We start from the raw sequence: 19335 nt of genomic DNA on the forward strand, positions 1-19335 counted from the left end.
ATGGAGATTGCCAGACTCAGTCATGACGGGCTGGCCGCCCGCATCGCCCGGGATATACCGGAAGGTTCGTACGTCAACCTGGGCATCGGCCTGCCAACCCGCATCGCGGATTTCCTTCCGCCCGATAAAGACATTTTTCTGCACAGCGAAAATGGCATCCTCGGTATGGGCCCGGCCCCGGCCGCCGGTCACGAGGATCCCGAACTGATCAACGCCGGTAAACAGACGGTTACCCTGCTGCCCGGGGGCTGTTTTTTCCACCACGCGGACTCGTTCGCCATGATCCGCGGCGGTCACCTGGATATCTGCGTGCTCGGGGCCTACCAGGTTTCCGCCGGGGGCGACCTGGCTAACTGGAGCACCGGCAAAGCGGAGGCGATCCCGGCGGTGGGCGGGGCGATGGACCTGGCTATCGGTGCGCGCCAGGTGATAGTGATGACCGAACATCTGACCAAAAGTGGCGTCTGTAAAATCGTCAGGCAGTGCAGTTATCCGCTGACCGGCGTCGCCTGTATTCGCCGGATTTACAGCGATATGGCAGTGATGGACATTACTCCGGCGGGCCTGGTGGTGCGCGAACTTCACTGCGGTATCACCCCTGAGCAGCTCCAGGCAGTGACGCCCGCTGAACTGACGTTTGACCTGACGCCGGGGACAGCGCAATGAACGCCGCCTGGCTCTGTGATGCTGTCCGCACCCCGTTCGGCAAGCTGAACGGCTGTCTGGCCACGGTGCGTACCGATAACCTGGCCGCCCTGCCGATCTCCCGCCTGATGCAGCGCTACCCGGCGCTGGACTGGAGCCTGCTGGACGATGTGCTGCTGGGCTGCACCAATCAGGCCGGCGAGGACAACCGCAACGTGGCCCGCATGGCACTGCTGCTGGCCGGGTTGCCGACTTCCGTCCCCGGCTGCACGCTGAACCGCCTGTGTGGCTCCAGCCTGGACGCGGTGGCCACGGCGGCCAGAGCCCTGCGCGCCGGCGACGCTGACCTGATGATTGCGGGGGGCGTGGAGAGCATGTCGCGCGCGCCCTACGTGATGGCCAAGGCCGCACACCCCTTCAGCCGGCAGATGCAGCTGGAAGATACCACCATGGGCTGGCGGCTGATTAACCCGCAAATGAAGGCCCTGTACGGCGTTGAGACGATGCCGCAGACGGCAGAAAACGTTGCCCTGCGCTTCAGCATCAGCCGGGAAGACCAGGACGCTTTCGCCCTGCGCAGTCAGCGTCTTACCGCTGCCGCACGCGACAGGGGGTTTTACGCCAGCCAGGTAATGAAGGTCTGCGTCTCATCGCCAAAAGGAGAAGCGCACTGGGTCACCCGGGATGAACACCCCCGGGCCACCTCGCTGCAGGCGCTGGCCACGCTGCCGCCGGTGGTTAACCCACAGGGCAGCGTGACGGCGGGCAACGCCTCCGGCCTGAACGACGGCGCCTGTGCGCTGCTGCTGGCCAGCGATCGCGGCCTGAAGCAGTCCGGGCTGAGGCCGCTGGCCCGCATCATTACCAGCGCGGTCACCGGTATTGAACCCACGATCATGGGCTTTGCCCCGGTGCAGGCAGTGCGCAAGGTGCTGGCGCGCGCAGGGCTCAGCCTCGGGCAGGTTGACGTGTTCGAACTGAATGAGGCCTTTGCTGCCCAGTCACTGGCCGTGACCCGTGCGCTGGGGCTGCCGGATGATGACGGGCGGGTGAACCCGAACGGGGGGGCCATTGCGCTGGGTCACCCGCTGGGTGCATCGGGGGCCAGGCTGGTGATGAATGCCGCCTGGGCCCTGCAGGAAGGCGGGGGCCGCTTCGCGCTCTGCGCCATGTGTATCGGCGTCGGTCAGGGCATCGCCCTGATGTTGGAGAGGGCATAACATGAACATCGATCACCGGCTGGATGGCCCGGTGGAAGCACCGCTGCTGGTGTTATCCAATCCGTTAGGTACCACCCTTGACCTGTGGCAGCCGCTGATGGCAGAGCTGACCCGCCACTTCCGTGTGCTGCGCTATAACGCGCGCGGGCACGGTGCCACCCCCCTGCCCGCGTCTGCGCTGACCCTCGAACGTCTCGGTCTGGATGTGATCGATCTGCTGGATAAGCTGCAGGTGGAGCAGGCGCTATTTTGTGGTGTATCGCTCGGCGGGCTGACTGGCCTGTGGTTAAGCCGGTTTTATCCGCAGCGTTTTCAGCGCATGGTGGTAGCTAACACCGCCGCACGCATCGGCACGCAGCAAAACTGGTTAAACCGCGCGGCGCAGATACGCCGGGACGGTCTCAGTACGGTCGCCGCCACCTGTTCATCGCGCTGGTTCACGCCGGCGTTTGTGCGTGCGGCCCATCCTCAGGTTACCCGGCTGGTCATGCAGCTGGCGCACGCCGACCCGGCAGGCTATGCCGCATGCTGCGACGTGCTGGCCGCGGCCGACCTGCGCGCGGAAGTACGGCGGATGACGGTGCCGCTGCTGGTCATCGCCGGAGACGAGGACCCGGTTACCACCGTCGAAGATGCCCGCTGGCTGACCAGCCATATTGCCGCCGCCTCGCTGGCCAGGTTACCGGCCTCGCACCTCTCCTGCATCGCCTGTCCCCAGGCGTTCAGCGAGGCCGTCAGTGAATTTCTGCTGCGCCGGGCCCGGGGCTAGCGGGCGTCAAACTTCATACGCAGCAGCTTAGGGTAGATAAACAGGGACTGACCCCAGCCGCGGTTGAGCAGGGTCCACACCGCCACGGAGCAGCCGACGCACAGCGCCGTCATCACCAGTGGGAAACCCACCGCCCACAGCAGAGAAAACGCCGGGATGGCGAAGAGCTGATGGCCGACGGCATACAGGATCGCCGACAGACCAAAAAACTCGATAAAAATACGGTGCAGCACGTAAATCTGCAGCGTATTTTTACCCACCCAGTTTAGCCAGCGCAGGGAAAACTGTTGGTTCAGCCCGCGGCAGGCGGCAATACAGCCGAGGATCGCCACCACGCAGAGGAACAGACTCTGTTCCAGCCCCAGCAGGCTGTGCCCGGCCGTCAGCAGCAGCAACAGCGCCCACGGCAGCAGATTCTCACGCCGCCATTCACTCCAGCGGATCAGGATCTCACTGTAAAACGATCCCAGCAGGAAGAAGATAAAGTACTGCGACAGGCTCTCCGGCCCCCAGCCCGGGATGATATTCGCTACCGCGGCGTAATTCATGGCCACGGCGACCAGCAGAAGTGGCCGCTTCCGATCGCGGAACAGCCGGGCAAAGAGGAAAAACAGACCCAGAGCGTAGAGATACCAGGAGGCGCTCATCGCCAGCAGCATCAGCTTGATGAACTGCCACGGCGAGTCCGCCCAGGCAGCATTGAGATTACCGGAGAGGCGCTGCCCCATCATCCCCTGCGACACGCCGTTAATCATCAGCCACTGGATCGCCCCCCAGAGAAAATAGAGGTAAAACAGGTTGGTGACGCGACTGGTGAACACCTGCTTCCAGGGCCGGTTGCGGATCGCATTCGCCGCCAGCAGGCCAGAGACAAAGAAGAATGCCGGCATGCGCAGCGGTGAGAGATGATGATTAAAGGCCAGCCAGAGCCGGGCCGGTAACTGCCCGGCGGTCAGATGGGGAATGATATCCGCGTAACCGGGAAGGACGACGTGATAAAGGACAACAAGTAAAATACATCCGCCTTTCAGGGTATTTACCCAGGCGATATCTTTTTTCTGAGTCGATGACATAGCGGGACTCCTGCTGTGGTGGTCTGGTGGTGAAAAAAGAGAAAGTCTGCCTCCGTTATGCACGGTTTATTATATTTATTGGTTTTCTTAACATACCAACCCGCCGTATTCCGTTACCGGGCCTGGCGGGCATAAAAAAGGCCGATAAAGATTACCGGCCATCAGAGTCTGCATCAGCCGTTGCTGACGGCTTTTTCCGCAGGCGGCCGCTTACGCAGCAGTCGCGGATAAACAAACAGCGCTTTACCGGGACCGCGGTTTAACAGATTCCAGGCGACCAGGGATATACAGGTGGTCACCGCCACCGCCACTACCGGCAGCAGCAGCGCCCAGGTCAGCGAGAAGGCTTGACTGTCGAACAGGCTGTATTTCACCGCCAGCGTCAGCATGGTCAGGCCCAGCAGTTCAATAAAGATGCGGTGCAGCACGTATATCTGCAGGGTGTTACGACCAATCCAGTTCAGCCAGGCCATATTGAAACGATTATTCAGCGCCCGGCAGAATACAATACCGGCCACAATTGCCACGATGCAGTAGAACGGGTTTTTCATCATGCCCGCAGCGTGGTGCGCTACCCCGATCAGCACCATCGCGGCCAGCAGCGTCAGATGGCGACGCGACAGCTGGCTGATCTCCACCAGCGTATGGCTGAAGAAGGCCCCCAGCACGAAATAAACAAAGTTCTGTACCACCCCGTTTGGCCCCCAGCCTGGCACCAGATGAAATTGGGTGGCGTAGTTGAGGAGGATCGCCCCCACCAGCAGTAACGTCTTCTGACGGTGGAACAGTTTCGCGGCGATAAAATAGCCTGCCAGCGCGTACAGGTACCACAGGCTGGTCATTGACAGCGTCAGCAGCTTAACAAACTCCAGCGGCGTACTGGCATAAGCCGCATTCACCGAGGTCGAGAGTTTTTGTCCAATAAGATTGGCAGAAATATTATAAATACTGGCCCACTGGATCACGCCCCAGAGGATATACAGATAGAGAATATTGGTGAATTTTTTAGTAAATACCTCACTCCAGCTCTTTTTACTGATGGCACTGGCCGCCAGTAAACCGGAGACGAAAAAGAAGGCCGGCATCCGCAGCGGTGAAAGGTATTTATTAAAGATCACCCACATTTCAGACGGTATCATTCCGGCCGTCAGATAAGGCAGGGAGGGAATAAACGTGGTGATAATGGTGTGGTGCAGGACCACCAGTAATATACAGCCCCCCTTGAGGGTATTAATCCAGAGGACTTCTTGCTTGCCAGTGACAGACATAAAAATGCAAACCTGATTTCATCATATTATCCCGGGAGTATCGCCTTTACCCCGGCGGATCACTATGAGGATCGTCTGAAAGATTTCTTAATATTTCCCTTTGTATAAAACCTCTTCAGTAATCCCGTCTGATTACAATCAGGTAGTGTATTTATTTAAGATTATCCTTATTAAAAAAAGCGCCCTGTTATCCGGGCGCGTTCTGTCAGCAGTAAGCAAACAATGCGGGCGCGCCGCCGGTGTGAACAAAGACAATCGGCCCTTCACGGCGAAAACGCTGCTGGCTGATGCCATCAATCAGTCCCGCCATCGCTTTGCCGGTATAGACCGGATCGAGGAAAATCCCTTCCAGCCGTGCCAGCAGCTTCACCGCCTCCATCCCCTCTTCATTGGGCTCGCCATAGCGCGGGGCGAAGTAGTCATCCCACAGGGTGATCGGGGCGCGGCTGGTCATCTCCAGCGACTGTGCCACGGCCTGACGGATGCTCTCGACTTTTGGCAACTGGTCAGCCGCCCTGCGCGAGACGGTGACGCCCACCAGCTCGGTATCCGGCAGCAGATGCTCCAGCCCTACCGCCAGCCCGGCGTGTGTGCCTGCACTGCCAGAGGCCACCACCACGGCGGCAAAATCGACCACGCCCTCAGACTGGTGGGCAATCTCCTGCGCGCAGTCAACGTAGCCCAGCGCGCCCAGCGCATTGGAGCCCCCCACCGGCAGGATGTAAGGACGGAAGCCCTGGGCTTCCAGCAGCGTGGCCTGCTGTTCCAGCTGTTCATCCGGCGCATGCAGCGCATCAACCATGACGACTTCCGTATTCATCAGCTCCAGCAGCAGCCGGTTACCGTTGGTGAGGTAGTTTTGCGCCTGACTGCCGAGAGGATTTTCCAGCAGCGCCACGCACTTAAGGCCCAACTTCGCCGCCACTGCCGCCGTCTGCCGCACGTGGTTTGACTGAATAGCCCCCGCCGTCAGCAGCACATCGGCTCCGGCACGCAGTGCGTCGGCCGCAAGGAACTCCAGCTTTCTGAGTTTATTGCCGCCCATGGCGACGGGCGTGACATCGTCACGTTTAATAAAGATATCGCGGCCGAGATAATCGGACAGACGCGGGAGGTGTTCTAAGGGGGTGGGCGAACCCAGCAGTTCAACGCGGGGAAAATTAGCAATATTGTATAAGGACAACGCGGCCTCCAGAGCAGGCATTCAGGTTATCCTTACAGTGTTACAGAAGATGACCCGGTGGTCACCTTCCCATTCACGCTTTAAAACAGCCTGACGATGAGGGCCGCAGCCATTACAGCTGCCGCGTTCAGTCCCAACGCCAGTTAATTGCGCTGCCAGCCGAGAAATTGATCGTACTTGCGCAGCGCTATGCGGTAGTTATTATTTCCCGCATCAGGCAGATCGTTTTCAAGGCACTCATGCCAGCTCGGTCCGCTCAGGCGCTCTGCCGGAAAGCCCCTGGCTGACAGCATATCGTCAAGTCGACGCAGGCGAACAACATATTCGCGAATCGTGCTGTGGCTCATTTCGGTCTGCTCAAACAGGTACTGTTTGAACGCCATGATGTCAAAGTAAGTCGGATGGGTGTTGCAATAAATGTCGCTACAAAAACGGCACAGTGCCGTCAGCTCATTCTGTAATTTTAACCAGACCTGATCGTCGATCAGCTGATCCATCCGGGCGATGGCCTCTTTGTTAATGATCTGACCACGAAAAACCAGTGCCATGCGATCCAGTACTTTTCCGCAGTGGGAGCAATTGCTCTGGCTGTGTTTGTAGTCTTTCAAATAACGGCTCAACGGCCTCATTTTCGTTTTGGATCCCATTCGAGATTCCCCGGTTGGTGTTGAGAGTGCAAAACTGACCTGGTCAGCGCGCTCCCGTTAACCGGGCGCGCAGGCGTTTAATCGCCTGACTGTGCAGCTGGCTGACACGGGACTCGCCCACCTCCAGCACTGCGCCAATCTCTTTTAAGTTCAGTTCTTCCTGGTAATAGAGCGTCAGCACCATTTTTTCGCGATCGGGCAAGGCCTCAATGGCTTCAATGACTCGCTCACGCAGACTCCCTTCCATAAGCTGATGCAGGGGATTGGCTTCTTCATGGCCGTCCGTCACCAGCTCTGCGCTGTCACCGTGCTCTTCACGATATTCATCGTAAGAGAACAGCTGGCTGTTGTTGGTATCCAGCAGGATCTGCCGGTACTCTTCCAGCGATACATCTAACTGCGAAGCCACTTCCTGCTCGGTGGCAGAGCGACCCAGCGCCTGTTCCACCTGATGCATGGCCCCCGCCACCTCGCGCGCATTGCGGCGCACGCTGCGTGGTGCCCAGTCACGGCTTCGAAGTTCATCAAGCATGGCACCACGAATGCGCTGTACGGCGTAGGTCGTGAATGCTGTGCCCTGCAGTGCGTCGTAACGCTCTACGGCATTCAGCAGCCCGATTCCCCCTGCCTGTAACAGATCGTCCAGTTCGACACTGGCGGGCAGGCGTACCTGCAAACGCAGTGCTTCATGGCGAACCAGCGGTATGTATCGCTGCCACAGCGAATGTTTGTCCATCACGCCATCGGCGGTATATAGATCGTTCACTCTGACCTACCCTGCAGTAATTAAGTTATCGGCACGATTATCTGTTTCTGTAGGGCAAGTTGATTGGGGGAATAGCGGTCATAAAGGCGGGTTATTTCATTTTTGTGGGGTTGAACGATCCCCGGCAGCCGATTTTCAGGCGTGGGGATCGTTCAGCTTTTACGCGTTCAGTTTTTACGCAACAGCCGCTGTCGGGTGTTTTCCGGCACCTGCTGCCACAGGGCACAGACTTTGCCTTCCAGATCCTGATAAAACGGTATCAGCGTCTGATCTTCCAGCAGCGTGCGGCGAAAATGCACCGTGCCGTGCAGCGGGTCGATAGTCATACGACGGCTGGTAAACAGACGCTGCAGGTCACTGCGCAGAAACAGACCGTTATCCGCACTGTTGTCCAGCAGGAAGCCCTGTTCATTCTCCCGCACATCGATGTGGCAGGCCTCGACCCACGGCGACGCATGCTCGTCGGTCAGCAGCGTGCCGGTGATCACACAGGCACCATAGCGCTCACGGACCGAATGGCTGAACTCATGATGACTGGCGCGGTGCCACAGCCGGGCCTTGACCCGACGCCCCACCTGGGTCCCGGGGATCACCCCGGCCGGTGGTGGCAGCAGCGGTGAGGTCAGCACCACAATAAACTGCAGCTGGCGTGAGTACTCAAAGCACGGCTGCGACTGCCGGTCATACAGCTGCCAGTATTCATCATCATCGTCGTTGCGCAGCATCGTCAGGGTGAATCCGCGCTGTTGCAGCAGGCTCTGCGCCATGATTGAGGCCGGATCGAGCATGGCAAGGACCTTGCTCTCGCCCATCACCTTCCAGGTATTCCACGGCGTGGGCTCCAGCGGGCGACGAAAATAGAGAAAACTCTCCTGACGCTGCAAATAGTGCTCGAAGCGCTGCAGGTAATTTTTACGTTCGTTGTCGTTAGTAATAAACAGCAGGTCTTCCAGCGGAATATGGCTGTCCTTGCTGGCAAAAATCGCGCGTATCGTCCAGTTTTTGCTGGAGGTCGACGGACTCAACAAGCCCCGGGTCGTCAGCGATTTATCGTCGGGATACTTTCTGCTGTAGCGGTCATTGATCTCCTCAAACGGCAGCAGTTCCCCAGGTAACAAGTCATAGTTGAAGCGCATAGCACACTCCAGAGAAAAAACCCCGCGAGAGCGGGATTTAATGCCAGTAGAAGGATTTAAGTGAGAAAGTTATTTTAAAAGGTAAATCAAAGACAGATCGTCGTTCACTTTGACCTTGTCAATCTCCTCAAAGAAAGCAGTTATTGAGGATGAATTATGTTTTGTCACCGCATGGAAGCTATAAATAATATTCACAATATCATCTTCATCGATAACCCCTACCAGTTCAACGCAGGCAGCAATCAGCGAACGAATCATAAACCACTCAGCCGTGAGTAAATAAAGGCTGGCTAATGATGTACGCCCCTCATAACCAGGGAACGCGTCACTGTAAATACGGTATTGCAGATAGTTACTAATCACATGTGGATGCTCTGCCATCCAGGGCATGACTTTTTCATTCCACACGGTATCAAGGCGCATCATGGATGTACTAACGTCATTTTCTTTGAGGTCGTTAATCTGGACATGAATCAGTTTGAGAAGGTAGTGCTGCAACATACCCGAAGAACGGGTTTCAGTCTTAGAGGAGAAAAAGGTTTGCATCCTCAACAGCAAGGACCATTGTAATTCATGATTATTATTAAGCCCGGCAATACTCTGAGCGACAGAACCATTCTCAATAGCATTGATAATGTTGAAATAGTCGTTTTCCAGCTTTTCTGAATTGAAACCCTGCTCTTTGTTCATCTGGTCAAGATTAAGCAATAACATCGCAATACCATACAAAGCACTGCCTGCATCGCAACCTGCGGTTTTGATCATATTGGCACACATCAGATTGACTAATTTTTTCTCGTTATCAATGTCAGCGTTTTTATTCGCATCTGCCTGAATCTGTGCCGACTGATTTAACAACATCGCATCCGGGCGGCCTAATAGTTGTTTCGTCGCTTCCGGGCAGGAGAGTGTCAGGGATTTATTGACCTCAAACTTGTACATTTTCTGAATACGCGGATAGGTCGCGCACGTTGGACTCAGCGCCGCAGGCCCCATCTGTTTGTGGACCTTGCACAGTTTATCCTCATCCATAAACGCACAGTTACGTTTTGAGGTGAGCTTCATTACGCCCCATTTTTGGAAGCTTTTCTTCAGCGTGACAATATTTTCAGAAGCAATATTTCTGATTTCAATCTGAGCACTTTTCAGATAGCGATTGACCGTAGTTTTATCCAGTGTGACATCCCATCCTTTGCAACAGTGATCGCGGCATTCACTACCGACGCACTTGAAGTCAGTGACAAAAACTGGTTCAACAACTGTAATCTCTTTCATAATCAGTTCCGCTTAAAATCGAGTTAATGCCTCAATAAAAAGGCGACCCAAGGTCGCCTTTCAACTGGTTATCGATAAATCGATTAGCCCTGCAGCAGAGACAGAACCTGCTGTGGAACCTGGTTAGCTTTCGCCAACACTGAGTTACCCGCCTGCTGTACGATCTGTGCTTTAGACATGTTAGACACTTCAACCGCGTAGTCAGCATCCTGAATACGGGACTGAGCGGCAGACAGGTTGGTGGTGGTGTTGTTCAGGTTAGTTACCGCTGAGTTCAGACGGTTCTGTACCGCACCCAGGCTTGAACGGAAGGTATCAACCTGTGCAATTGCTTTGTCCAGCATTGCCAGTGGGTTAGAAGAAGCGGCACCAGCGAACTGAGCAGTTGGGGTGGCAGTTGACAGTTCAACGGTAACCTTGTTGTCAGTACCCGCTTTAGTGCTGTCATCGTCCAGTGCAGTAGTCACGGTTGTTGCGTAGTTTTTGCCCTGGAAGGTCACGAAGCCTTTCGCTGCGCCTGTAGAGTCAGTACCTACTTTGATCAGCTGGTCAGCCTGAGTCGCTGCAGCGGTCAGGCCGTTGTCGGTATCAGTGTACTCAACGTCAGCTTTGTTCAGAGTTACTGCACCAGAAGTATGGTCGATAGAAGCAGAGTAGAAATCGCTGCCGCTCTGTACAACGAACTGAGCAGTCGCTGCGCCAGTTGAAGACAGGGTGTTGTGCAGGGTCAGGCTTGCCGCGTCAACAGTTTTACCGGTAGCAGTAGTCAGGGAAGTTGCAGCAGCTGACAGGTCAACTTTAACTGGTGCAGTTGCAGCAGCGCCAGTGATCTGAGTGATGGAATCGCCAACTTTCAGAGCGTTACCAGATACAGAGAAACCGCCCAGACCCAGAGTAGAAGAGTCGATTTTCTGCAGGTCGATGTCAATTTTCTGACCGTCGTTTGCGCCAACCTGGATGGACATTTTGCCATCTTTAGCCAGAACGTTCACGCCGTTGAACTGAGTCTGACCAGATACGCGGTCGATTTCAGACAGGCGGGATTTGATTTCGTCCTGGATTGAAGACAGGTCAGAAGTAGAGTTAGTACCGGTGGTTGCCTGTACAGTCAGTTCACGAACACGCTGTAAGTTGTTGTTGATTTCTGACAGTGCGCCTTCAGTGGTCTGCGCAGCAGAGATACCGTCGTTAGCGTTACGGGCAGCCTGAGTCAGGCCCTTGATGTTAGAGGTGAAGCGGTTGGCAATTGCCTGGCCCGCTGCATCGTCTTTAGCGCTGTTGATACGCAGGCCAGAAGACAGGCGCTCAATAGAAGTAGACAGAGCAGACTGGTTTTTGTTGATGTTGTTCTGAGTGATCAGCGAGAGGCTGTTGGTATTGATTACTTGTGCCATGATTAAGATTCCTGTTAAATCATTTCGGGTTAAGTGGTTGGGCTTGTTTGCCCCCCGGCTTCATCGCCGTCAAAGTTGTTATCGTCTGCCCCTCAGTAACCTTTAGAATTTTTTTAGCCTCACCGCGTTTTTTTTTCGTTTTACCCTACCCGATGAAATACGCCTCCTTATTGCCGCTATTCGCTTTATTGCCGCTGAAGAAATAATCGTAAACTTTGTGCATCAATAGCCGATAACCTCGGTATTCATACTCCGTCCTGATTAAATAAAGGAAACATCATGGCAAGTGTATCTACCTTAGGTATCGGCTCCGGCCTCCAGTTAGCTGACATCCTAGACAGTATGCAGAAAGCAGAAAAGGCTGCGTTGACCCCTATCTCGGCACAGCAGACCGCCTATACTGCCAAGCTGAGTGCTTATAGCTCAATGAAGAGCGCACTCACTACTTTTCAGACGGCAAATGACAAACTGAACAAAGCCGACCTGTTTAGTTCTACCAAGACCGTTAGCAGTTCGACGGCCTTTAGCGCGACCACCAGCACCGGTGCAGTAGCGGGTAAATACACTATCGCGGTCACACAGCTGGCGACCGCGCAAACGCTGACCACCGGCGTACAAACCAGTAATACCACCGCACTGGCCAGCGCTGACAGTAAGATTTCCATTAAACTTTCCGGCAGCGACAAGGCTGTTGAAGTGAATGTCAGTGCCGCAGACTCTTCGCTAACGGGTATTCGTGACGCGATCAATAAAGCTGATACTGGTATGACTGCCAGTATTATCAAAACCGGCGATGGCAGCTACCGCCTGTCACTGACCTCGGATAAAACCGGTGAAGATAACGCGGCTACCATCAGTGTTACTGGCGACAGTGCTATTCAGGGGTTGCTGGCCTATGATGGCACCGCAGGCGGTAATGTGACGCAGAGCGTGGCTGCTCAAAACGCCCTGCTGAAAGTGAACAATGTTGATATCGAAAACAGCAGCAATACCATCAGCGATGCGCTGGAAGGGATTACGCTGAATCTGTCGGCAGAAACCACCGGCACCCAGACGCTGACCCTGACCAAAGATACCTCCGGGGCATCAAAGACCATTGCCGACTGGGCCACCGCGTATAACGCCCTGCAGGACAGCCTGAATACCCTGACAAAATACACGGCTGTTGATACCGGTGCGACACAAGACAGCAGCAACGGCGCTCTGCTCGGTGACAGTACACTGCGTTCTATTCAATCGCAGATGAAAAACCTGCTGACCAATACCGCCAGCACCTCGACGTTTAAAAGCCTGTCGCAGATTGGCATCACTACTGACCCCACCAGCGGCAAGCTGATCACCGATCAGACCAAGCTGGATGCTGCGCTGGCAAAAGATCCGGATGGCATCAAGGCGATGATTATTGGTGACGGCAAAACCACCGGCATCTCCACTAAAATTGCCACTAATCTGACCAGCTGGTTATCCAGCTCCGGCATCATTCAGGCAGCCACGAATGGCGTCAGTAAAACACTGAACAACCTGACCGTGCAGTACAACAAGGTCAGCGATAATATCGATGCCACCATCACACGACTGAAAGCCCAGTTCACCGCGCTGGATGTGATGATCAGCAAACTGAACAATACCAGCAATTATCTGAATCAGCAGTTCACTACCACTAACAGCACCAACAAGTAAGGAACCATCATGTATAGCGCAAGCGGTACTAAAGCCTATGCAAAAGTGGGTGTGGAAAGCGCAGTGATGAGTGCCAGCAATGACCAGCTAATCACTCTGCTGTTCGATGGGGCACTCAGTGCCCTGGTTCGCGCCCGTCTTTTTTTGCAGGACGGTAATACGGTCATGAAAGGGGCATCTCTCTCTAAAGCGATCAATATTATCGATAACGGGTTGAAGCTGGGTCTGGATGAGGCCAGTGAAGACGAGTTAACGCAGAATCTGCTGGGATTGTACCGCTATATGGTCAATCGCCTGCTGCGGGCTAACATCGATAATGATGTACACGCCATTGAAGAAGTCGAAGCGCTGTTGCGCAATATCGCCGATGCCTGGAAAGAGGTATCTGGCACAACCGCTCTGGTTTAGGACTCTGTAGACATGAACATTGCCCCACATCTGCTCGCGATTTATCAGGAAATTTTGACTCACAGTCAGTCCATGCTGCGTCTGGCTGGAGAAGGACAGTGGGACGAACTGATTGATATGGAAGTGAACTACCTCAGCGCCGTGGAAAAACTGGCGAAAACAACCCAGCACCAGCCGGTGCCTGCACACACGCAGGAACAGCTGCGTCCCGTGCTGCGTCATATTCTTGATAACGAGTCAGAACTGAAAAAGCTGCTCAAGCTGCGTCAGGATGAAATCTCGGGTCTGATCCAGCAGGCAGGACGTCAGAAGTCGGTCAATAATGCCTACACCAGAAGTGCCGGCGTGGTGCTGTTTCCCACCGGGGCCAACGGATAAACCTGATTTTTAACCCGCCCGCCCCTGCTTGTTTTCTCCAGTGGGCCAGCGTGAAATAAATATTTCCACGCTGGCCCGCCCTTTTCTCCCCGTCTCGCTCATACTTCATTTTCCCGTCTGGCGAAAATGGATCACCTACATGCGCAATCCCACCCTGCTACAGTTTTTTCACTGGTATTACCCTACAGGCGGCAAACTCTGGCCGGAAGCGGCAGAACGTGCCCCCTGGCTGGCTGAGATTGGTATTACCGACGTCTGGCTGCCCCCAGTGTATAAAGGGGAATCCGGCGGTTATTCGGTGGGCTATGACAGCTACGACCTGTTTGACCTGGGGGAGTTCGGGCAGAAAGGCTCCCGCGCCACCAAGTACGGCGACAAAGAGCAGCTGCTGACCGCCGTCGATACGCTGAAATCTCACGGGCTCGGCGTGATCCTTGACGTGGTTCTTAACCACAAGATGGGGGCCGATGAGAAAGAGCAGGTGCAGATTAACCGCGTTAATCCGGATAACCGGGATGAGATAGACCCGGAAGTGATCCAGGCCGAAGCCTGGACGCGCTTTACCTTCCCGGTTCGTGCCGGACAGTATTCAAAATTCGTCTGGGATTATAAGTGCTTCAGCGGCGTCGACCACATCGAAAACCCCAATGAGAACGGCGTGTTCAAAATCGTTAACGACTATACCGGCGAAGGCTGGAACGATCAGGTCGATAACGAGCTGGGCAATTTTGACTACCTGATGGGAGCCAATATCGACTTCCGCAACCGTGCGGTCACCGAAGAGCTGAAGTACTGGGCGCGCTGGGTCATGGACGAAGTGCACTGCAGCGGCTTCCGCCTGGATGCGGTGAAGCATATCCCCGCCTGGTTTTACAAAGAGTGGATTGAACACGTTCAGGAGGTGGCGGAGCAGCCGCTGTTTATCGTGGCAGAGTACTGGTCACACGAGGTGGACAAGCTGCAGCAGTATATTCATCAGGTGGAGGGCAAAACCATGCTGTTTGATGCCCCGCTGCAGATGAATTTTCATACCGCCTCTAAGCAGGGTGCCGACTATGATCTGAGTCAGATCTTCAACGATACGCTGGTCGCCACTGACCCGTGGCATGCGGTGACCATCGTCGCCAATCACGATACACAGCCGCTGCAGGCGCTGGAAGCCCCCGTTGAGTCCTGGTTTAAACCGCTGGCCTATGCGCTGATCCTGCTGCGTGAGAACGGCGTGCCCGCGCTGTTCTACCCTGACCTGTTTGGTGCCCGCTATGAGGATGAAGGCGGCGACGGGCAGCAGCATCAGATTGAGATGCCGGTTATTCCCGGGCTGGAAACCCTGATACGCGCACGCCAGCAGTACGCCCACGGTGAACAGCGCGAATGGTTTGACCATCCCAACTGCATTGCCTTCGCCCGCAGTGGCACCCAGGAACTGCCGGGCTGCGTAGTGATCATGTCAAACGGCGAGGCGGGAGAAAAAACGCTGGATCTCGGGGAAAATTACGCCGGAAAACGCTGGCACGATCTGCTGGAGCAGGTGGGTGAGCCAGTCGACAGTGACGATCAGGGCAATGCCGTGTTCCGCTGTGCGGCTGGCAGCGTCAGCGTCTGGGTCGTGAGCTGACCTCCCTGTCGTGGCCAGGACGGCCACGACAGGCCCGATCAGGGTTGGGCTGGCGGCGTGGTGCCGTTTGCCACAGGCTGCGCGGTGGCGGCCCCTGCCGTCGGCTGCGGGGCAGTCGCCTGCGCTTTCGCCCGGTTAGCCAGCGCTTTCTGGCATTCAGCGGTAGGCTGGGCGACTTTCTGCATCACCAGCTTGTCGTAGTGCAGCTCCGTCCCTTCCAGCGCCAGCGGCATGACCCGCAGCTGCTGGTTGACGTTCACCCACTCCCCGTTAAAAAAGGTCACTTTGCCCGGTTTGGCAATCACCCGCTGCCACTGACGGCAGTCGAGAGTATCGCCCTCCGCGGTAATAATCAGGCTGGCTTGCGCCTGATCGCTCACCAGGCCGCTCTGCGGGCCAAAGGTTTGCCAGTTACCCACCAGCGTCGCCGGTGGCGGGGTTTTCACCGCGCTGGCGTAATCAGCTAACTGCGCACAGCCACTGAGGGTCAGCGCTGCGGCGGCTGCAAACATCCACTTTTTCATTTTTCTCATCCTGATTTTATCATTCACGCGCTACGTTATAATTTTTACCTGCCCCGCCGCAAGCCCGACGCATGCTGTTGCGCTGACTTTCCCCACTCTGCCCCGCCGTGTACACTATCGCCTGCATATTTCTACGCACTTACCCGGGCACATTGCTATGAAAACCGTTGAAGAATATTACGCCATTGCCAAAGATCTGTTTCTTGAGGCACACCCGACGCTGAAAGCCGGTATAGAAAACCTGACCGCAGAACAGGCGGCCACGATGGGTATGAGCGTTGAACAGCTACAGTCCATGCAGAAAGACCGGGCCTATGCGGCCTACGTGCGTGAGAAAAAACTCGATGGGATGCTGTTTGCCATTCAGCTGGCCGAGCCGGATAAAGCGGTGATGGTGGAAGCGATTGAAACCTACCTGCGTTCGCAGGCAGAGGCACTGGGCATGACGTGGGAAGCGTTCTGTATTAAAAACGAATTGTAATCACACGCAGGGCAGCGCCTGATTTCGCTCTGCCCTGCCGAAAAAGACAGACCGGATTACCCGGCCAGACGGGTAGCGGATGACAGTGAAAACAGCTCCTCTTCCCGGAACGCCTCCCGCCGCACGCTAAAACCATCATACCAGCGACACTCCACCATGCCACTGGCCACCCCGGTTACAATCATAGCGGGGCCACCTTCCTTATGTTGCACTTCATCACTGATCATAAAGCTCATATAAAGCACCTCCCTTTTCGGTTATCAATCGTCAATCAGTTATAGCATCTGAATATAATCCGTGCTGTTAACGACAGGTAAAATATATGTTAAATCAAAATAAGCAGTTAAAAACGCTGAATATAAAAAAAGCGTGTAGTTTTACTACACGCTTTTTATGTGAAACCTGTCGCAATTTACGCTTAGATTTTGCAACCTTCGCAGTCAGCTTCATCCCCTAAATCCGCCGGCACTTCGGCCGCTTTCTTTTGCGCGTTGGCTTCTGCCTGCTCAAGCTGCGCATCAATATCGAATTCAAACATATCGTCGTTCATCTTTCACTCCTGCCTGTTTACTCGGTTAAGCCCGTCTTTATACTGATTTCTGGCGCATTCTGGCAATCAAATTTACCGAACACAGCACAATCGACCCCACAATTAAGCCAATGATCAGGTTGGCCAGGTTGCTGACCAGCATCGCCAGCAGACCGTGCATGCCTGCGCTGAAGGCTTCGATATGATGGTGCAGCCACGGCAGGCCGTGCACGATAATGCCGCCACCGACCAGGAACATCGCCAGCGTACCGACCACCGTCAGGATCTTCATCAACCAGGGGGCGGCGACCAGCAGTACGCCACCGATGGCTTTCGCGGCCGCCGATGTTTTCTTCTGCAGCCACATCCCCAGGTCGTCAATTTTGACAATCCCCGCCACAATGCCGTACACGCCGACGGTGACCAGAATCGCCACGCCGGCGAGGATGATCACCTGGTTGAGCAATGGCGCTTCTGACACAATACCGAGTGTAATCGCCACGATCTCAGCAGAGAGAATAAAGTCAGTGCGGACCGCACCTTTGACCTTCTTCTTTTCAAATTCTGCCGGGTCCTGCTGCGCGGCTTTCAGCAGGCGCTGCTCACGGGCTTCCGGCGTCTCCTGACTTTTGTCTTTATGCAGACTGTGCAGCACCTTCTCCACGCCTTCGAAGCACAGATAAGCACCGCCCACCATCAGTAAAGGGGTGATCGCCCAGGGGGCAAAAGCGCTGATCAGCAGCGCCAGCGGCACCAGGATCAGCTTATTAAGAAATGACCCTTTTGCCACGCTCCACACCACCGGCAGCTCACGGTTCGCTTTCACTCCGCTGACCTGCTGGGCATTCAGCGAGAGATCGTCCCCCAGTACCCCGGCGGTTTTCTTTGCCGCCACTTTGCCCATCACTGCAACGTCGTCCAGCAGGGTGGCAATATCGTCCAGTAAGGTCAGTAAACTGCTTCCGGCCAAAATCAGATTCCTTATTCATTTTCATCATGTTGACAACAGGGGCACCGCTCAATTTCAGCCACCGCCATATCAGCGATGCCATCGCAGTCCCACTCAACGCGCACTCTCTGCCCCTGCGTTTGGGTATGGTGCAGATATTTGCTCACCGGGCTTTCCGTCATCCCACTAATTTCTTCTGTCGCTATCAGGCAGTCGCCCACGTAAATACGCGCCGTCGCCTGGGTATTGACCATGCGTTCGCCGCTGAGTTTGTACAAACGTCTTACCGTCAGTTTGACACTGGCCATGGCTTACCCCTGGCTGGCTGTATTGATAGAGGGCACTGATCTAAGCAATTATGGCCAGGGAGTGCAAATTTTGTAAAAAAAATCCTTCCGGCCGTAATAATTAGTGGCAGAATTAGCCCCCTATAACAGTTTTATAACTTGCTATAACAAGGACAATCCTGACATGACGTTACGCCGTGCCCCCGCCCTGCTGCCCCTCCTGGCTGCCCTGTTTACGCTTTATTTCATCTGGGGTTCCACCTATCTGGTGATCCGCATTGGTGTCGAAAGCTGGCCACCGATGATGCTGGCGGGACTGCGCTTTCTGCTGGCAGGTGTCGTGCTGCTGACTTATCTGCTGCTTAAAGGACATAAGCTGCCTTCGTGGCGTGAAGCCGGTAATGCCGCCATTATCGGCGTGTTGCTGTTGGCCATGGGCAATGGCGCGGTCACCGTAGCCGAGCATCAGCACGTGCCTTCCGGGCTGGCGGCAGTGATGGTCGCCACCGTACCGCTGTTTGCCATGTGCTTCAGCCGCCTGTTCGGCATCGCCACCCGCTGGATCGAATGGGTGGGGATCGCCGTCGGCCTGGTGGGGATTATTCTGCTCAACAGCGGCGGACACCTGGCGGGTAATCCGTGGGGCGCACTGATGATTCTGGGCGGTTCACTGACCTGGGCATTCGGCTCCGTGTGGGGTTCCCGCATTGCCCTGCCGCACGGCATGATGGCCGGGGCCATTGAGATGCTGGCTGCCGCCGGGGTGCTGCTGATCGCCAGTCAGTTAAGTGGCGAGCACCTGGTGCAGAAGCCGTCGCTGGCGGGTTTCTTTTCCCTCGGTTACCTCAGCCTGTTTGGTTCAGTGATTGCCATTAACGCCTATATGTTCCTGATCCGTAACGTCACACCGGCTATTGCGACCAGCTATGCCTACGTCAATCCGGTGGTCGCCGTGCTGCTGGGTATCGCCTTTGCGGGGGAAAGCCTGTCCGGTCGCGAATGGCTGGCGCTGGGGATTATCATCCTGGCCGTGGTGCTGGTGACGCTGGGCAAATATCTGTTCCCGGCCAAACCGGTTATCAGGCCCAGCGCGGAAAAATAGCCG

At 55.5% G+C, this 19335-nt stretch carries 22 protein-coding genes; 9 read left to right on the plus strand and 13 right to left on the minus strand.

The window, feature by feature from the left end; genetic code table 11:
• The 3 genes from IFU29_RS03390 to pcaD are packed head-to-tail and all read left to right on the plus strand — an operon-like array spanning window position 1 to window position 2634.
• Window positions 1-666, plus strand: coding sequence for a 3-oxoacid CoA-transferase subunit B (locus IFU29_RS03390; RefSeq protein WP_191932663.1), 666 nt, complete (start codon window positions 1-3; stop codon window positions 664-666).
• Window positions 663-1865: a 3-oxoadipyl-CoA thiolase gene (pcaF, locus tag IFU29_RS03395; RefSeq protein WP_191932664.1), complete on the plus strand. Its 1203-nt coding sequence runs from the start codon at window positions 663-665 to the stop codon at window positions 1863-1865. The genes IFU29_RS03390 and pcaF overlap by 4 nt, the downstream gene beginning before the upstream one ends.
• Before the next feature lies 1 nt (window position 1866).
• Complete coding sequence (pcaD, locus tag IFU29_RS03400; RefSeq protein ID WP_191932665.1) at window positions 1867-2634, plus strand: 3-oxoadipate enol-lactonase; 768 nt, start codon at window positions 1867-1869, stop codon at window positions 2632-2634.
• Here the strand turns inward: pcaD and IFU29_RS03405 are convergent.
• The 8 genes from IFU29_RS03405 to IFU29_RS03440 all read right to left on the minus strand — a co-directional run bounded on the left by IFU29_RS03405 (window position 2631) and on the right by IFU29_RS03440 (window position 11376).
• The gene (locus IFU29_RS03405; protein WP_191932666.1) at window positions 2631-3707 is read right to left on the minus strand and encodes an acyltransferase family protein; all 1077 of its coding nucleotides are present in this window, start codon (window positions 3705-3707) and stop codon (window positions 2631-2633) included. The two genes, pcaD and IFU29_RS03405, sit on opposite strands and share 4 nt — an antisense overlap.
• 173 nt (window positions 3708-3880) lie before the next feature.
• Window positions 3881-4975 carry an acyltransferase family protein gene (locus IFU29_RS03410; RefSeq protein WP_191932667.1) on the minus strand — a complete coding sequence of 365 codons (1095 nt, stop codon included), beginning with the start codon at window positions 4973-4975 and terminating at the stop codon, window positions 3881-3883.
• A gap of 205 nt (window positions 4976-5180) precedes the next feature.
• The gene (locus tag IFU29_RS03415) at window positions 5181-6179 is read right to left on the minus strand and encodes a D-cysteine desulfhydrase (protein ID WP_423244801.1); all 999 of its coding nucleotides are present in this window, start codon (window positions 6177-6179) and stop codon (window positions 5181-5183) included.
• 122 nt (window positions 6180-6301) lie between these two features.
• On the minus strand, window positions 6302-6805 hold the full coding sequence (gene fliZ, locus IFU29_RS03420; protein ID WP_062742545.1) for a flagella biosynthesis regulatory protein FliZ: 504 nt from the start codon (window positions 6803-6805) through the stop codon (window positions 6302-6304).
• Between the two features lie 43 nt (window positions 6806-6848).
• The gene (locus IFU29_RS03425) at window positions 6849-7571 is read right to left on the minus strand and encodes an RNA polymerase sigma factor FliA (RefSeq protein WP_062742546.1); all 723 of its coding nucleotides are present in this window, start codon (window positions 7569-7571) and stop codon (window positions 6849-6851) included.
• Between the two features lie 167 nt (window positions 7572-7738).
• Window positions 7739-8707: an HNH endonuclease signature motif containing protein gene (locus IFU29_RS03430; RefSeq protein ID WP_191932668.1), complete on the minus strand. Its 969-nt coding sequence runs from the start codon at window positions 8705-8707 to the stop codon at window positions 7739-7741.
• 69 nt (window positions 8708-8776) lie between these two features.
• A complete protein-coding gene (fliB, locus tag IFU29_RS03435; RefSeq protein ID WP_191932669.1) occupies window positions 8777-9982 on the minus strand; it encodes a flagellin lysine-N-methylase in 1206 nt (401 codons plus the stop codon).
• Between the two features lie 83 nt (window positions 9983-10065).
• Window positions 10066-11376, minus strand: a complete 1311-nt coding sequence (locus IFU29_RS03440) for a FliC/FljB family flagellin (protein ID WP_191932670.1) — start codon at window positions 11374-11376, stop codon at window positions 10066-10068.
• Between the two features lie 279 nt (window positions 11377-11655).
• On the opposite strand from IFU29_RS03440, the gene fliD reads away from it, so the two are divergent.
• From fliD to amyA, 4 genes are all read left to right on the plus strand, one after another.
• Window positions 11656-13056, plus strand: a complete 1401-nt coding sequence (gene fliD / locus IFU29_RS03445) for a flagellar filament capping protein FliD (RefSeq protein ID WP_191932671.1) — start codon at window positions 11656-11658, stop codon at window positions 13054-13056.
• 9 nt (window positions 13057-13065) lie between these two features.
• Window positions 13066-13464, plus strand: a complete 399-nt coding sequence (gene fliS, locus IFU29_RS03450; RefSeq protein ID WP_191932672.1) for a flagellar export chaperone FliS — start codon at window positions 13066-13068, stop codon at window positions 13462-13464.
• Window positions 13465-13476: 12 nt separating this feature from the next.
• Complete coding sequence (gene fliT, locus IFU29_RS03455; RefSeq protein ID WP_191932673.1) at window positions 13477-13842, plus strand: flagella biosynthesis regulatory protein FliT; 366 nt, start codon at window positions 13477-13479, stop codon at window positions 13840-13842.
• A 139-nt stretch (window positions 13843-13981) separates the two neighbouring features.
• Window positions 13982-15460: an alpha-amylase gene (gene amyA, locus IFU29_RS03460; protein WP_191932674.1), complete on the plus strand. Its 1479-nt coding sequence runs from the start codon at window positions 13982-13984 to the stop codon at window positions 15458-15460.
• Window positions 15461-15498: 38 nt separating this feature from the next.
• Here the strand turns inward: amyA and yedD are convergent, their stop codons facing one another.
• Complete coding sequence (yedD, locus tag IFU29_RS03465) at window positions 15499-15984, minus strand: lipoprotein YedD (RefSeq protein WP_191932675.1); 486 nt, start codon at window positions 15982-15984, stop codon at window positions 15499-15501.
• 157 nt (window positions 15985-16141) lie between these two features.
• Between yedD and IFU29_RS03470 the strand changes: the two genes are divergently transcribed.
• Window positions 16142-16465, plus strand: a complete 324-nt coding sequence (locus IFU29_RS03470) for a DUF6388 family protein (protein ID WP_191932676.1) — start codon at window positions 16142-16144, stop codon at window positions 16463-16465.
• 56 nt (window positions 16466-16521) lie between these two features.
• Here the strand turns inward: IFU29_RS03470 and IFU29_RS03475 are convergent, their stop codons facing one another.
• The 4 genes from IFU29_RS03475 to IFU29_RS03485 form a co-directional block, all read right to left on the minus strand.
• A complete protein-coding gene (locus tag IFU29_RS03475) occupies window positions 16522-16701 on the minus strand; it encodes a YodC family protein (protein WP_191932677.1) in 180 nt (59 codons plus the stop codon).
• Between the two features lie 182 nt (window positions 16702-16883).
• On the minus strand, window positions 16884-17015 hold the full coding sequence (locus IFU29_RS22635; RefSeq protein ID WP_255210125.1) for a hypothetical protein: 132 nt from the start codon (window positions 17013-17015) through the stop codon (window positions 16884-16886).
• Between the two features lie 37 nt (window positions 17016-17052).
• On the minus strand, window positions 17053-17964 hold the full coding sequence (locus IFU29_RS03480) for a DUF808 domain-containing protein (RefSeq protein ID WP_191932678.1): 912 nt from the start codon (window positions 17962-17964) through the stop codon (window positions 17053-17055).
• 11 nt (window positions 17965-17975) lie between these two features.
• Window positions 17976-18251 (minus strand): hypothetical protein, encoded by a 276-nt coding sequence (locus tag IFU29_RS03485; RefSeq protein ID WP_191932679.1) that lies wholly within the window; start codon window positions 18249-18251, stop codon window positions 17976-17978.
• Window positions 18252-18414: 163 nt separating this feature from the next.
• On the opposite strand from IFU29_RS03485, the gene yedA reads away from it, so the two are divergent.
• The gene (gene yedA, locus IFU29_RS03490) at window positions 18415-19332 is read left to right on the plus strand and encodes a drug/metabolite exporter YedA (protein WP_191932680.1); all 918 of its coding nucleotides are present in this window, start codon (window positions 18415-18417) and stop codon (window positions 19330-19332) included.
• The last annotated feature ends 3 nt before the right edge of the window (window positions 19333-19335 follow it).

The sequence above is a fragment of the Erwinia persicina genome (assembly GCF_014838825.1).
In the GTDB taxonomy this organism is placed as follows: domain Bacteria; phylum Pseudomonadota; class Gammaproteobacteria; order Enterobacterales; family Enterobacteriaceae; genus Erwinia; species Erwinia persicina_A.

Coding starts and splice junctions, on each gene's coding strand:
- IFU29_RS03390 (WP_191932663.1), top strand. CDS start 1: ATGGAGATTGCCAGACTCAGTCATGACGGGCTGGCCGCCCGCATCGCC.
- pcaF (WP_191932664.1), top strand. CDS start 663: ATGAACGCCGCCTGGCTCTGTGATGCTGTCCGCACCCCGTTCGGCAAG.
- pcaD (WP_191932665.1), top strand. CDS start 1,867: ATGAACATCGATCACCGGCTGGATGGCCCGGTGGAAGCACCGCTGCTG.
- IFU29_RS03405 (WP_191932666.1), bottom strand. CDS start 3,707: ATGTCATCGACTCAGAAAAAAGATATCGCCTGGGTAAATACCCTGAAA.
- IFU29_RS03410 (WP_191932667.1), bottom strand. CDS start 4,975: ATGTCTGTCACTGGCAAGCAAGAAGTCCTCTGGATTAATACCCTCAAG.
- IFU29_RS03415 (WP_423244801.1), bottom strand. CDS start 6,179: ATGCCTGCTCTGGAGGCCGCGTTGTCCTTATACAATATTGCTAATTTT.
- fliZ (WP_062742545.1), bottom strand. CDS start 6,805: ATGGGATCCAAAACGAAAATGAGGCCGTTGAGCCGTTATTTGAAAGAC.
- IFU29_RS03430 (WP_191932668.1), bottom strand. CDS start 8,707: ATGCGCTTCAACTATGACTTGTTACCTGGGGAACTGCTGCCGTTTGAG.
- fliB (WP_191932669.1), bottom strand. CDS start 9,982: ATGAAAGAGATTACAGTTGTTGAACCAGTTTTTGTCACTGACTTCAAG.
- IFU29_RS03440 (WP_191932670.1), bottom strand. CDS start 11,376: ATGGCACAAGTAATCAATACCAACAGCCTCTCGCTGATCACTCAGAAC.
- fliD (WP_191932671.1), top strand. CDS start 11,656: ATGGCAAGTGTATCTACCTTAGGTATCGGCTCCGGCCTCCAGTTAGCT.
- fliS (WP_191932672.1), top strand. CDS start 13,066: ATGTATAGCGCAAGCGGTACTAAAGCCTATGCAAAAGTGGGTGTGGAA.
- fliT (WP_191932673.1), top strand. CDS start 13,477: ATGAACATTGCCCCACATCTGCTCGCGATTTATCAGGAAATTTTGACT.
- amyA (WP_191932674.1), top strand. CDS start 13,982: ATGCGCAATCCCACCCTGCTACAGTTTTTTCACTGGTATTACCCTACA.
- yedD (WP_191932675.1), bottom strand. CDS start 15,984: ATGAAAAAGTGGATGTTTGCAGCCGCCGCAGCGCTGACCCTCAGTGGC.
- IFU29_RS03470 (WP_191932676.1), top strand. CDS start 16,142: ATGAAAACCGTTGAAGAATATTACGCCATTGCCAAAGATCTGTTTCTT.
- IFU29_RS03475 (WP_191932677.1), bottom strand. CDS start 16,701: ATGAGCTTTATGATCAGTGATGAAGTGCAACATAAGGAAGGTGGCCCC.
- IFU29_RS22635 (WP_255210125.1), bottom strand. CDS start 17,015: ATGAACGACGATATGTTTGAATTCGATATTGATGCGCAGCTTGAGCAG.
- IFU29_RS03485 (WP_191932679.1), bottom strand. CDS start 18,251: ATGGCCAGTGTCAAACTGACGGTAAGACGTTTGTACAAACTCAGCGGC.
- yedA (WP_191932680.1), top strand. CDS start 18,415: ATGACGTTACGCCGTGCCCCCGCCCTGCTGCCCCTCCTGGCTGCCCTG.